12 protein-coding genes are annotated in these 13,690 nt (G+C 57.9%); 4 read left to right on the forward strand and 8 right to left on the reverse strand.

All coding sequences use genetic code 11. From position 1 onward, the window contains the following. Positions 1-49: 49 nt before the first annotated feature. The gene (locus RYC17_RS00530) at positions 50-1,000 is read left to right on the forward strand and encodes a PDR/VanB family oxidoreductase (protein WP_316902137.1); all 951 of its coding nucleotides are present in this window, start codon (positions 50-52) and stop codon (positions 998-1,000) included. Here RYC17_RS00530 and RYC17_RS00535 read toward each other — a convergent pair whose 3' ends face one another. Both RYC17_RS00535 and RYC17_RS00540 read right to left on the reverse strand, forming a co-directional pair. After that, positions 1,001-1,711: a GntR family transcriptional regulator gene (locus RYC17_RS00535; protein WP_316902139.1), complete on the reverse strand. Its 711-nt coding sequence runs from the start codon at positions 1,709-1,711 to the stop codon at positions 1,001-1,003. It abuts the gene before it with no gap. A gap of 73 nt (positions 1,712-1,784) precedes the next feature. After that, the gene (locus RYC17_RS00540) at positions 1,785-3,755 is read right to left on the reverse strand and encodes a putative bifunctional diguanylate cyclase/phosphodiesterase (protein ID WP_005743733.1); all 1,971 of its coding nucleotides are present in this window, start codon (positions 3,753-3,755) and stop codon (positions 1,785-1,787) included. A 248-nt stretch (positions 3,756-4,003) separates the two neighbouring features. Between RYC17_RS00540 and RYC17_RS00545 the strand changes: the two genes are divergently transcribed. Continuing rightward, positions 4,004-5,002, forward strand: a complete 999-nt coding sequence (locus tag RYC17_RS00545; RefSeq protein ID WP_316902141.1) for a nucleoside hydrolase — start codon at positions 4,004-4,006, stop codon at positions 5,000-5,002. A gap of 18 nt (positions 5,003-5,020) precedes the next feature. On the opposite strand, the gene RYC17_RS00550 is transcribed toward RYC17_RS00545, so the two are convergent. Both RYC17_RS00550 and RYC17_RS00555 read right to left on the reverse strand, forming a co-directional pair. Further along, positions 5,021-5,713 carry a hypothetical protein gene (locus RYC17_RS00550; protein WP_002553487.1) on the reverse strand — a complete coding sequence of 231 codons (693 nt, stop codon included), beginning with the start codon at positions 5,711-5,713 and terminating at the stop codon, positions 5,021-5,023. A 138-nt stretch (positions 5,714-5,851) separates the two neighbouring features. Further along, positions 5,852-6,751, reverse strand: coding sequence for a LysR substrate-binding domain-containing protein (locus RYC17_RS00555; RefSeq protein WP_057402386.1), 900 nt, complete (start codon positions 6,749-6,751; stop codon positions 5,852-5,854). A gap of 139 nt (positions 6,752-6,890) precedes the next feature. On the opposite strand from RYC17_RS00555, the gene RYC17_RS00560 reads away from it, so the two are divergent. Together RYC17_RS00560 and RYC17_RS00565 are read left to right on the forward strand one after the other, a co-directional pair. Beyond that, the gene (locus RYC17_RS00560; RefSeq protein WP_177342398.1) at positions 6,891-8,234 is read left to right on the forward strand and encodes an MFS transporter; all 1,344 of its coding nucleotides are present in this window, start codon (positions 6,891-6,893) and stop codon (positions 8,232-8,234) included. Positions 8,235-8,252: 18 nt separating this feature from the next. After that, positions 8,253-9,527: a glucarate dehydratase family protein gene (locus RYC17_RS00565; protein WP_316902145.1), complete on the forward strand. Its 1,275-nt coding sequence runs from the start codon at positions 8,253-8,255 to the stop codon at positions 9,525-9,527. Between the two features lie 16 nt (positions 9,528-9,543). On the opposite strand, the gene RYC17_RS00570 is transcribed toward RYC17_RS00565, so the two are convergent. The 4 genes from RYC17_RS00570 to RYC17_RS00585 all read right to left on the reverse strand — a co-directional run bounded on the left by RYC17_RS00570 (position 9,544) and on the right by RYC17_RS00585 (position 13,688). Then, entirely contained in the window at positions 9,544-11,208 is a 1,665-nt protein-coding gene (locus RYC17_RS00570) for an intermembrane transport protein PqiB (protein ID WP_316902147.1), read from the reverse strand. 106 nt (positions 11,209-11,314) lie between these two features. Then, positions 11,315-12,148: an ABC transporter substrate-binding protein gene (locus RYC17_RS00575; protein ID WP_002553482.1), complete on the reverse strand. Its 834-nt coding sequence runs from the start codon at positions 12,146-12,148 to the stop codon at positions 11,315-11,317. A gap of 51 nt (positions 12,149-12,199) precedes the next feature. Next, entirely contained in the window at positions 12,200-12,928 is a 729-nt protein-coding gene (locus tag RYC17_RS00580; RefSeq protein WP_193601067.1) for an amino acid ABC transporter ATP-binding protein, read from the reverse strand. Between the two features lie 19 nt (positions 12,929-12,947). Continuing rightward, on the reverse strand, positions 12,948-13,688 hold the full coding sequence (locus RYC17_RS00585) for an amino acid ABC transporter permease (RefSeq protein ID WP_010210800.1): 741 nt from the start codon (positions 13,686-13,688) through the stop codon (positions 12,948-12,950). Positions 13,689-13,690 lie beyond the last annotated feature (2 nt).

Consider the following 13,690-nt stretch of genomic DNA (forward strand, 5'->3'; position numbering starts at 1 on the left):
TTGAAAACAATCAGAAGTGACCCTTGCTGCGGTCACCCGAGGACATACCATGATCGACGTGACCGTGTTATCACGTAACGATGAAGCGCTGGATATCTGCAGTTTCGAGCTGGTGCGAGCCGATGGCGAGCTGCTGCCGCCCTTCACGGCAGGCGCGCACATCGACGTGCACTTGCCTGACGGGCTGATCCGCCAGTATTCGCTGTGCAACGCACCGAACGAGCGTCATCGCTATCTGATTGGCGTCCTCAACGATCCGGCTTCACGCGGCGGGTCGCGCAGCCTGCATGAGCAGATTCAGTCAGGCGCGCACTTGCGCATCAGCGAGCCACGCAACCTGTTTCCCCTGGCCGGGAACAGCCGTCGCACGCTTCTGTTTGGCGGCGGCATCGGCATCACACCCATTCTGTGCATGGCTGAACAACTTGCGCTGGACGGTGCCGATTTCGAGCTGCACTACTGTGTTCGTTCCGTCGAGCGCGGCGCCTTTATCGAGCGCCTCAAGCACTCGCCGTTTGCCGACCGGGTCACACTGCACCTTGACGAACAGCCCGATACCGCGCTGGATGCCGCCAATGTGCTCGCCCAGCCCCATCCCGATACCCATTTGTATGTGTGCGGACCGGGTGGCTTCATGCAACACATCCTCGACAGCGCCCGTGCTGCCGGCTGGCTTGAAGACAATCTGCACCGGGAGTACTTTTCCGCAGCGCCGGTGGACACCAGCAACGACGGCAGCTTTTCCATCGAGATCGCCAGCACCGGTCAGGTGATTGCCGTTCCTGCCAACAAGACGGTCGCTCAGGTGCTCGAAAGCCACGGCATCGATATTCCGCTTTCGTGCGAACAAGGTGTGTGTGGCACATGCCTGACGCGCGTCCTCAAGGGCATTCCGGATCATCGGGATTTGTTTCTGACTGAAGACGAGCAGGCGCTCAACGATCAGTTCACGCCATGCTGCTCACGCTCGAAAACCCCATTGCTGGTGCTCGACATCTGATCAGTTCGAGCGCTGGATGACCTTCATGCGCTCGTTCAAACCGGCACCGAAAATCTCCGCATAGCGCAGGGTAGCATTGGCATGCTCACGCATGATCGCCTCGGCACGAGCGCCCTGCCCGCTCACTAACGCATCTACCACCGCATGATGCTGCATGTGGGCGAAATTGAAGCGCCGGTATTCGCGAATCAGGTTATCGCGATCCACTGCCAGCGCCGTCACCGAGGCAAAAGGCAGATGGTCGTTGCGCGCCAACGCATCGGCAATTGCGCGGTTCCCGCTGCCTGCCACGATCACTCGATGCAGGCGCATGTTCATGTCGTGATAGACCTCAAGATCATCTTCAGTGACATAACCCTTTTCGAACAAGGCATCGCCCTGCACCAGGCAGGCTTCAAGCTCGTCCCGCGCCTCCTGCGTCAAGCCACGTTCGGCCATCTGCCGCGCCGCCAGCCCTTCCAGAACACCGCGCACGTCGACCGCACCGGCGATTTCCATCGGCGTGATCGAGCGCACCTGAAAACCGCGCCCGCCAAAGGGCACCAACAGGCCTTCCTGTTCCAGGGTGCGAAACGCCATACGCACCGGCATGCGCGACACGCCGAACAGCTCGGCGGTCGGCACTTCCATCAAGCGCTCGCCGGCCGCCAGCTCGCCTGACGCAATCATCCTGCGCAACGCAACAAGAATGGTCTGCCCGGGTTTGCTCATTGACAGGATTCCGTGGAGATCGAAAAACGCATCTTACTCCACGTACACAGGGGAATGGTTCAAGCGCAGTCGATCAGATCCGGCACGAGGCTGCATAACCGAAGGTGCGCTCTTCATCCGGCGTTTCGATCCACACCAGGGTTTGTTCAAAACTGATCGGTGGACTGTAGAAATAACCCTGCACCATCGTGCACCCAAGGCTGGTCAGTGCATTCAGCTCATCCTGCGTCTCGACGCCTTCAATCACGCAGCCAAGAGACATGTCCAGACTCAAGGCAACCAGCGATTTCACGATCTTGTAGCTCGCCGGATTGTCATGCACACCGGTTACAAAACTGCGGTCAATCTTCAGCTTGGTCAGCGCCAGCGCGTGCAACTGACTGAGGCTGGAGTACCCGGTGCCGAAATCATCCAGCGAGATACCGCAACCCAGTTGCCGGAACTGCGCAATGGCCTGCTGTACCTGGGCAATGTCCTGCATGACCGCCGTTTCGGTGATTTCCAGATCGAGCCGTGAGGCATCGAAACCGCTGTTTTCGATGATCTCGACAATGGTACTGACACTTTCCCAGGTCGCGCAGTCGTGCGCCGACAGGTTGAACGACAGTCTGATGGGCGCCGGCCATGACAAGGCCCTCTTCAATGCATGAGTCAACAAGGGTGCGGTGAGCTTGTTGATCATGCCGATTCGCTCGGCAATCGGAATGAAATGCGCAGGCGATACCGAGCCCAGTTCCGGACTTTTCCAGCGGGCCAGAGCCTCGAAAGCCACCGTTTCGCGTGTGCAGCTTTCAATGATCGGCTGAAACAGCACGTAGAACTCGGTCTCCAGATTGGCACGCCGCAATGCCTGCTCGGTTACGCCATCGGCGTGCAACTGCTCGCGGTGGCTGGCGGAGAACAGGCAGGTAGTTCCGGGGTTATGGTCTTTGCCCTGATAAAGCGCGTAGTCGGCAAACTCGAACAGTTGGGTGGCATTGTCTGCAGTGGCCGGAAACGTAGCGAAGCCCAAAGTTGCGCCAATCTGGATGGGCATGTCCGACAGCTCGAAGCTTTCATGCATCAGTTCACACAGGTGTTTACCAAACGCCAGCAATGCATCGTTGCTGATATCACCCTTGATAACCAGAGCGAACTCGTCACCGCCCAGTCGCGACACATGCACTGTATCGCTGGAGGCACTGGTCAAACGTTCGGCTACCAGCATCAGCAGACGGTCGCCGGTACGATGCCCATAAAGGTCATTGACTGGCTTGAACCCGTCCAGATCCAGCACGCCGACCGCCAACCCGGTGCGCTGCGCCAGCGCCTCCTGCATGGCCGTGTCCAGTGTCTGAAAGAACTGTCGGCGGTTGGGCAGCCCCGTCAAACTGTCCTGATTGGCCAGCAGAAGGTTCTCATTGCTCAGTTGCTCGGTTCTTATCTGCACATTCACCAGGCTGGTGAAATCGCGGTATTGATACTGAAGAATGATCAGCATGCCAATCGACACCAGCACGATGTTCACTGCTGTGGCGATGAAAGTAATGTTGTGCGTCGACGCGAAAAAAATAACAAACGCAGTGTTGACCACAACTGCAGTGGTCAACGCCGCAGGCCGCAAGTGCATCATGCAGAAGATGCAGACAATCACGGTGATGCCCATGAAAAATGCCACGTGCGCTTGGGCATAGGCATCGCCATAGGGATAAAGCGACAGCGACCAGGCGGCGAAACCGGCAGCGATCACGCCTGCCAGTCCGTTGGTCCCGCGCAGCGTCGCCAGAATGGTGGTTGGCGCGGGTGGCGGCCGGTTTACCGTGAGCAGCCACTTGCGCGCACGAATAGCGCAAACAATAGTGAGCAGCGCCGGAACCAGCAGGGTCAGCCACATCGGAGCAGTTGCCCAATGGGTGAATGCCAACGCCCAGGTGTTGACCAGCAGCACGAAATACATCAATGGCAGCTGTCGGGACAACGCAACGTATTGGGCCTGCAACAGCCTGGGATTATCAGCGGGTACAGACATCACGGTGCGCAAGGCACTCACTAGTTTTTTCAGCATCGCAAGGCTTCTCTGTCACTACAGTCAAAGCGCACGTGGCTTGCTGCTCATCATGTGAGCCAATTAATGATCGGCCCACTTGTCATGCTCTCGGCAGGTGTGATTAATTCTTTACGGTAAAACCGATCCATGCGTCGGTTTAATGGAAATAAACAGGCGATACCCTTTTCGAGCAGGTGCTCGGGTATATCTAAAACGCTTGCAACCCCCCTCTTTTCAATCGTCCCCTATGGGCAGGGAGCATTACCATGAACAGGAAAGTCATTATCGATACGGACATGGGCTGGGACGACGTACTGTCCATCGCCTACCTGATGAAAAGGCCGGACATCGACATCGTCGGTATCACGGTCACTGGATGTGGCGAAACGGATCTCGGCTGGGGCGTCATCATCGCGCAGCATTTACTGGGCATTGGCAACCGTCTCAGTACTGTTGTGGCAAAAGGCACCGATAAGCCACTTGAGTACGACAACCGGTTTCCACAACCATTCAAAAACGATATGAATGACATCATGGGCCTTCTGGGAACGCTCAATCCGGCTGCCTTGCCGGCGTTATCAAACCTTCCCGCGTGGGAGTTCATGTATCAGGCCGTTAAGAACAGCCAGGATAAAATCACTGTTCTTTCGCTGGGTGGCTTTACCAACATTGCGAAGATGCTCTCACTGAGTAACCAACCCGCAGACTTCCAGATGATCGAGCAGATCGTCGCCATGGCTGGGGCTGTCTATGTTGACGGTAACGTCGCCGCCTTGAACGACGCTCAAAAGGAATGGAATCAGGGTGAGGCCTACAGCAGTAACCACTACGCAGAATGGAATGTGTTCGTCGACCCTGTCGCGGCCGATACCGTTTTTCAGTCGAGCCTGCCATTGACCTTGGTCCCGCTGGACCTCTGCAACCAGGTCATTCTCGACGCGAGCTACTCGCAAAAAATTACGGCGAGCGACCCTGTCGCCTTGCTGGTCAAGCAAGTGCTTCAAACCAAATCAGGCACGCACGCCGAAGGTTATCCGGTACCGATATTCGATCCGCTGGCAACGATGCTGATGGCAGGCGGTATTGAAGCGACGAAAATTGATGAGCAGTTTCTGTCCGTCAACACGAGCATTACACCGCAGGACAATCACTGCGGACAGATACAACTACAAGGCAGCGGTTCGCGAACCATCACCTCCGTGCTGGGTGTGTCGCAGTTCGCGTTCAGCGCGAATTTTGCTCAGGTCATCAACAACCGGACATGAACCAGGCGCGACCTAGACTCAGTTCGCCGCCACCTGAGCCCTATCGGCTTGCATGACCAGCGCTTTGAGCGATGCATCGAATTGTTTCAGCGCATTGACCTGCAGCTCGCGCTGCTGGTCAATCTGTGCGGCAATTTCTGGAGCAGCTTTGCCCTGCACCCAGACCGAGGTCATCTCCTTGACCACCTCACCTTCTGCCTTGCCGATGTATTGCAGATTGGTGTCATAAAACCGGGCCATGAACCGCGCTTCGACCTGACTATTGCGCTTGCTTACCAGGCGGTTATAGGTGTCAAGCATCACCACCACGTCGGGGCGCGCTTTCATCAGCGCGTCGAGGTTGTCGTAAACGGTCACCGAAGCGAACTCTTTCTGCAATGAGCCCACCAGCCAGTCGGTTGCGAGTTTCGGGTCCGAACTGCTGATGAATGCATTGCGGATGCGCGAATCGAGCGCGCCGTTCTGTCCGCTCCTGAGTGCTACCGAGTGATAGTTGTTCAGGTACTGGAGGTTACTGACGGTGTTTTCGCTATACAACACGCCCACTGACTGAGTGTGTTGCAGACTGGAGGCGCTGTCGGCCACCGGCATGAAATGGCAAGACTGTTCGGAGACCGTAGAGACTGACGAGACGGCAGCATTGGCTGGCGCAGTGAGCATCATGCTGGTGCTTAGCACAGCAGCAAACGTCAACAGGTTAAACATTCTCATCGCGTCGTCTCCCTTTGGAGCAGGTGGCTATGGCGCCATCCTCCTCCTTTGCCGGAAAAACAGAACTTGCCTTGCTTGATGATGACTATCGACTGAATGAATGATAGTTGATGCCAACGCACTGCAAGGTTTTTCGCGTCAATTTTCATCCGCCCTGACAGCCGCGCGAATGGCCTTGAGCAGCATCCGGGACGCCGGATTGTCATTATCGGCACGCCAGACCAGATGCAACTCGCTCTGCACGCCCTCGCCCAGATCAATGTCACGAAAAACGACGTCCTTGAACACCACATTGGTCGCACAGCGCGGTACCAGTGCCAGGCCCATACCGGCGTTGACCAGCGCCAGAATAGTCAGTGACGACCCAAGCCATTGGACATATTCCGGGGCAACTCGTGCGGAACGAAACATACCAGTCAGCAGTTCGTTGAACGGTGGGTACGCCGAGTGCGAATACATCAGAAATGGCGCGCCCTCCAGATCAGCCACCGTAACTGAATCAGCGTGAGCCAGCCGATGATTGCCCGGCACCGCCAGCACGAATGGCTCTCGCACCAGGCATTCGCTCTCGTAGCCCGGCTGAAACAGCGGCGCTCGCACGATACCCAGATCAATGCGTCGCGCCCTGAGTGCTTCGTGCTGCTGATAGGTGTTCATTTCAGTCAGGGAAATCTTCACCTGTGGCTGCTTCAGCCGCGCCTCGGCGATCACTCGGGGCAGAAATTCGTACACCGCGCTGCCGACAAAACTGATGGTCACCGAACCAATATCGCCTTCGGCAAAGCGCCGCGCGGAGATGGCTGCCTGCTGCGCACGCTCCAGCAAGGTCTGCGCTTCAATGAAGAACGCCCTGCCCGCTGCGGTCAGGGCCACACTGCGGGTGCTGCGCGTGAACAGCTCGACACCGAGATTGTGCTCGAGTATCTGGATTTGCCGGCTCAGCGGCGGCTGGGTCATGTTGAGCCGTTCGGCGGCGCGCCGGAAATTGAGTTCCGTGGCCACCGTGGTGAAGCAGCGCAGCTGAGAAAGCTCGAACATTGATCCACTCCCGGTATCAATCAAGTCACTAACTGGATTGGACGGGAATAATACACCCCCTCATGATCGACTCATCCCCAAAAAAACAATGAATGGGAGTCGCCTCTTGAATACCGTCTCTGGCACTACGGACCCCACGGTGCTTGCCCGTGCGGCCTCCAAGGTGAAACGCCACGTGTTGCCGCTGTTTGTGGTGATGTTCATCGTCAATTACATAGACCGGGTCAATATCGGTTTTGTACGCAGCCATCTGGAAACCGATCTGGGCATCGGTGCGGCGGCCTACGGGCTGGGCGCCGGATTGTTTTTTGTCGGCTACGCACTGTTCGAAGTGCCTTCCAATATGCTGCTGCAGCGCTACGGTGCCCGTGCCTGGCTGACCCGCATCATGTTCACCTGGGGCGCGGCCGCGATGGCCATGGCGTTCGTTCAGGGTGAAACCAGTTTCTACGTGCTGCGTTTCATTCTGGGTGCCGCCGAAGCTGGCTTCTTTCCCGGCATCATCTATTACTTCACCCAATGGTTGCCTTCCAGCGATCGCGGCAAGGCCATGGCGCTGTTTCTCAGTGGCTCGGCAATCGCTTCGGTAATTTCCGGCCCGGTATCCGGCGCGCTGCTGGGCATCGAAGGCCTGAGTCTGCACGGCTGGCAGTGGATGTTCCTGATCGAGGGTTTCGCGTCCATAGTGCTGTGCGGATTCGTCTGGTTCTGGCTGCAATCACACCCGCATGAAGCCACTTGGCTGAGCGACGAAGAAAAAGCCGCACTCAGCACCGCCATAGCCGAAGAGCAACGTCTGCGCGAAGCAACTCAGACCGTCAGGCCGTCGGTATTCCGCTTGCTGGCGGACCGGCAGATTCTGCTGTTCTGCTTCATCTACTTTTCGGTGGCGCTGACCATTTACGGCGCTACCTTCTGGCTGCCAAGCATGATCCGCAAGATGGGCAGTTTCAGCGACTTTGAGGTCGGCCTGTTCAACTCGGTGCCGTGGATCATCTCCATTGTGGCCATGTACGGCTTTGCCGCACTGGCGGCACGCTTCAAGCACCAACAGGCCTGGGTCGCTGTGACGCTGGTGATCGCCGCCGTCGGCATGTTCATGTCCACCATTGGTGGTCCGGTGTTTGCTTTTGTCGCCATCTGTTTCGCAGCAATCGGTTTCAAGGCCGCATCGGCATTGTTCTGGCCGATCCCTCAGGGCTATCTGGACGCGCGCATTGCCGCAGCGGTCATTGCGCTGATCAACTCCATCGGCAACCTCGGCGGCTTCGTCGCGCCCACTACGTTCGGTTTTCTGGAGCAGACCACCGGTTCGATTCAGGGTGGTCTTTATGGGCTGGCTGCCACCTCGTTACTGGCTGCCGTCGTGATTTTCTTTGCTCGCACCACCCCGCGTGGGGATCTGCGCCGCCCGTCCAGAGATGAGCCAGCCACACCGCACCGCGCCGTCGTGCCTGGTACCCCTTCCAGCCTCAAACCCTGATCACCGGGAGACCGCCCTTTGAAAATCATACGTGTGACCGTAACCCCAATCGCCTTTCGCGATCCGCCGCTGCTCAACGCCAGCGGTATCCATGAACCTTTCGCCCTGCGCTCAATCATCGAAGTGGAAAGCGACAACGGTTACATCGGCCTCGGCGAAAGCTATGGCGACGCCCCGGCGCTGGCCATTCAGCAACAGGTGCAGAACCAGTTGATCGGGCTCGACCCGTTCAACCTCAATCAACTGCGCAGCATCGTTCAGGCGACGGTTGCGGCACACAAACCTGCCAGCCTCGCCGGTGCTGAACTGGCACCGGGTTCGCACGCCAGCAAAGCGGTAAGCAACGCTTATTCAGCATTCGAGGTGGCGTTTCTGGACCTGCAGGCACGTTCCATGAACCTGCCGTTGGTGGACCTGCTCGGCGGTGCCATTCGTGACCAGATACCCTTCAGCGCCTACCTGTTCTTCAAGTACGCGCAGCATGCCGATGCGCCTTACGCGCCCGACAGCTGGGGTGAAGCGCTCAGCGAAGAACAGATTGTCGCCCAGGCACGGCGCATGATCGAAGCCTATGGCTTCAAAAGCATCAAGCTCAAGGCCGGTGCGCTGGAGCCGGAACATGAGGTGTCCTGCATCAAGGCATTGAAAAAAGCCTTCCCCGGCTACCCGCTGCGTATCGACCCCAACGGCAACTGGTCGCTGGAAACCTCGATTCGCATGGCAGAGCTGCTGGGCGATGACCTGCAGTACTACGAAGACCCAACCCCTGGCCTGGAGGGCATGTCGGAATTGCACAAGCGCACCGGCCTGCCGCTGGCGACCAACATGGTCGTGACCGATTTCGATGAATTTCGACGCAGCGTGGCCCTCGACAGCGTGCAGATCGTACTCGCCGACCACCATTACTGGGGCGGCCTGCGCGACACCCAGGCGCTGGCGAAGATGTGCGACACCTTCGGCCTCGGTGTGTCGATGCACTCCAACTCGCATCTCGGGATCAGCCTCATGGCCATGGCCCACGTCGCTGCGTCCGTGCCCAATCTGGACTACGCCTGCGATACGCACTACCCGTGGCAGGAACCGGATGAGGAAGTCATCAAGGGCGGCAAGCTGCCGATTGTCGACGGCTGCGTCAGCATCACCCGCGCGCCGGGCCTGGGCCTTGAGCTGGATTACGACCAGCTTGGCAAGCTCAACGATCAGTACCACAGCTGTGGCATTCGTCAGCGCGATGACGTGAAGCAGATGCAGAAGTACCAACCGCAATGGAAGGCCGTAAAACCAAGGTATTGAGCACGTTTTGGCAGCGTCAGTCAGACCGTGGCGCAGAACTGGCCGGCGGGTAGATACTCGGCGCATCCTGCCGGGTGCGACCACGGATCAAGGCTTCGGGGTTGCGGCTTATATAATCGGTCAGGACCCGCACCGAGCGGGCCGTACGTTGAACCTCGTCCATCGTCCGGCTGACCTGCTGGCGTACCGGCGAGTCTTCTGCAAGGGCCGCCCCGGCTATCTCCATCGTGCTTCGGGACTGCCCCAGAACAGTGTGAAGTTCGGGCATCACGTCTGCGTTGAACAGCTTGAACGTCTTGTGCGCTTCGTCAAGGCTGCCATTCAGATTGCCGGCGATCTCCTGCATCGGCAATTTGCTGACCTTTTCAACGATCAGCTGTACCTGCTCCTGCATTTTCTCCAACTCTCCCGGTACGGTGGGGATTATCAGCGGCCGCGCGTTGACATCGAATTGAACCGGCGCAGCGTTGGCAAAGAACCCCAGAGAAATATAAAGCTGGCCGGTCAGCAGACTCGCACTGCGAGGCTGTGCGCGCAGGCCCTGTTTGACGAAGTCGGCGATCAACTGCGCGGTACGCGAATCGTCGGGTGTGCCCAATGTCTCTACGATCTTTTCGTTGGCCTGCCCAAGGCGGTCCGGGTAGATAACCGCCCCTACAATGCTTGAAAAAGATTTGCTGGCCGCATCGTAGTCAAGATCGACGGAGACCACTCGCCCCAGATTTATGCCCATGAACTCGACGGGCGAATTGACTTCAAGTCCACGCAAGGACTGCTTGAACATCATGCGGATATAACCCGGCTCGCCATCGGGCGGTGACAGCGCCTTTTGCTGATCTTCGAACAGCTTGAAACGTGCATGCTCTGCAGCCCTTGGCGCGCTCGAACCGTATCCCGGCTCAACGAAGGCCACACCTCCGGCCAGTAACGTCGAAACCGATTCAGTCTTTATCTTCAGCCCATCGGCATCAACCGTCAGACCAATACCGCTGGCGTTCCAGAACCGTGTATCGGTGGTCACAAACCGGTCGTTGGGTGCATTGATGAAAATTTCCGCATCCACACCTTTGCCATCCTCGGACAAATGACAGGCAACCACTTGACCGACTTGAATGCGCCGATAATAGACGGGAGAACCGACATCGAGTGAGCCCATGTCCTCGGCGTGCAGGGTAAAACGTGTGCCTTTTGCGCCAAACGTAAGGGGTGGTGGGCTTTCCTGACCAATAAAGTGTTTTTTCGGGTGCTCGGACGTCCCGCTGTCTGCCGCGATAAACGGCCCGGAAAGCAGGGTATCCACGCCGGAAACGCCCTTGGCCCCGATACGCGGGCGCACCACCCAGAACATGGAGTCCTCGGCAGTGAAGGCACTGGCGTCGGCATTCAGATCCACTGTCGCCACAACACCCGTACGGTCTTTGCTGAGGGCGACGGCCGACACCTCGCCGATCACGACATTTTTGACCTTGACCCTGGTCTTATGCGCTTCAAGCCCTTCGGCGCTTTGAAAACTGATGAAGATTCTCGGCCCTTTCGACAGTGAACTGCTGATCAACAGCGATACGCATACCAGAGCAGCAATCACCGGAATCAGCCATACCGGCGAGGCACCGAATCGCCTTTTTCCAGTGATTGAAGCGCCAATTGTCGATGCAGAAACGGAACCTGAGCGATCAGACATTTTTTCCTCTGAGGCGCCCACACGGGGTCATGCCGACGGTTAATACTGTCGGCAGAACTCTGAACGTCGACTATCAATAAACCCTCAAGGAAATATCAAGATTTGATCAAGGCAGCGGGTCGAACTTCAATTCGCTGAGGCTTTGCACCTTGTCTTCACGAACCATTTTGTATTCGGTATTCGGGCCGATCCACTGCGCCCAGATCGCGTCGATTTCACCTGCTGCTTCCATCGCACGCAGCGATTCGTTGACCTTGGCCAGAAATGCCGGCTCGCCCTGACGCATACCGGCACCGATAGGCTCCAGCGCCATCGGCTCCTTGGCGATTGCCAGCTCCACACCACTGGCCTTGGCCTGCCCGACCAGCTTGATCGCGGTCATGGTGTTTGTCACCAGGCCCACCACCTTGTTCTGTTGCAGCGCCATGTAGGCAGAACCGGTGTCCTGGAAGGTCACAGGCGTGGCATCAGCCAGCCGAATCGACTGTTCGGACGTAGAGCCTTTGGTCGAGCTGATGCGTTTGCCTTTGAAAAAGGATTTCGGTTGATCGGCATTGGCGGCGCGCACTACCAGCGTTTCCTTGGCGATGTAGTACGGATCGCTGAACTGGATCTGGTCGGCGCGGCTCTTGGTGTAGGCCAGGTTGGCAAAAATCACGTCAACGCGGCCCATTTTGACTTCAGGAATGCGCGCTTCGACCGACAGCGGCTTGAGCTCCAGCTCGACGCCCATATGTTTGGCCAGCGCCTTGCAGAGGTCGACGTCCATGCCTACCAGTTCACGGGTTTTCGGGTCCGGTGCCGAAAACGGCGGGACGTCAGCATAGACGCCGCAACTCAGGCTTTTCTTGCTCATCACATCACTGAGCTGATCAGCGTGAGCAACCGAAACAGCCAATGGCGACAATGCCAGTGCAACCAGCAAAGACTTCATACGCATGGTGAGACTCCTGGAAATAAATGGAGGGATTGCTGAAACAGGGGCCTGTGCTCAATGGCTGCGCAGGTCGGAAATGAAGCGTTGGGCACGCGGGTGGTCCGGCTGCTGAAAGAAAGCCTCAGGACTGGATTTTTCAAGGATCTGCCCCGCATCCATGAACCAGATGGTGTCGGCCACTTCACGGGCAAAATTCATCTCGTGGGTGACGCACATCATGGTCATGCCCTCTTTGGCCAGGCCTTTCATGACGCTGAGCACCTCGCCGACCATTTCCGGGTCGAGAGCGCTGGTGGGCTCGTCAAAGAGCATCACGGGCGGTTCCATGGCCAGCGCCCGGGCAATCGCCACGCGCTGCTGCTGGCCGCCGGACAACTGCGCCGGGTAAGCGCCGGCCTTGTGTGCCAGCCCCACCCGATCCAGCAGTTCCATGGCCCTGGCGCGAGCCTCACTGTTTTTCAGGCCGCGCACTTTGGTCGGGGTCAGGATGATGTTGTCTAGCACCGACAGATGCGGGAACAGATTGAAGCTCTGGAATACAAAACCCACCCGACTGCGCAAACGATTGACGTTGGCGTCGGTGCCGTTCACGTCGTGGCCGTCAAACAGAATCTGGCCCTGCTGAACATCTTCAAGACGGTTGACGGTGCGGATCAGTGTCGACTTGCCCGAGCCCGAGGGCCCGCACAGCACCACCACTTCGCCGCGCTGCACTTCAGCGGTGATATCGGTCAGGGCCTGGTACTCGCCATACCACTTATTGATCTTGGAAAACATGATCATCGGATGCATTGGGCAACCCTCAATTGTCGGTAGTCAAAGGCCGGGGAACAGGTGCAGGCGACACGCTGCCCTCCCGTTTGCGGGCAATCCGCCGTTCCACCACTGCGGCCAGCCGGGTCAGGCCGTAGCACAGCACGTAGTAGGTGATCGCCAGAATGAAGAACACCTGAAACGGCTTGGTCAGCAGCTGGTTGTTGATCTGATTGGCGGCGAAGGTCACTTCCTGGACGTTGATCACGTAGCCCAGCGACGTTTCCTTGATGATCGAAATGAACTGGCTGATCAGGCTTGGCAATGCGTTGTACAGCGCTTGCGGCAGAATCACCCAGACCGTGGTGCGCATGTAGCCCATGCCCAGCGCGCGTGACGCTTCGTACTGACCAGCCGGCAGCGCCTGAATGGCACCGCGGATGATTTCGCACAGGTAGGCGCTCTGATAGACCACCAGCGTGCAGAGCATGGTGGTGAAGCCGGTGATGTTATGACCGATCAGCAGCGGGACCAGGAAGTAAGTCCAGAAAATCACCATCAGCAGCGGAATGCCGCGCATCACATAGACCCAGACCGTGGCCGGGTAACGCAGCCAGCGCCACGGCGAGACCCGTGCCAGCGACAGTAGCAGCCCTAGCGGGAACGCCAGCAAAAGCGCCAGCGCAGCCAGAGTCAGCGTTGAAACCAGCCCGCCCATCGGGCCGTGAGGGTATTGGCCGACCAGCAGCAAGGTCCAGTTATCGCGAACAATCGTGAACACATCGAACATCG

Origin of the sequence: Pseudomonas syringae group sp. J248-6, assembly GCF_032586995.1 — a bacterium.
Lineage (GTDB): Bacteria > Pseudomonadota > Gammaproteobacteria > Pseudomonadales > Pseudomonadaceae > Aquipseudomonas > Aquipseudomonas amygdali.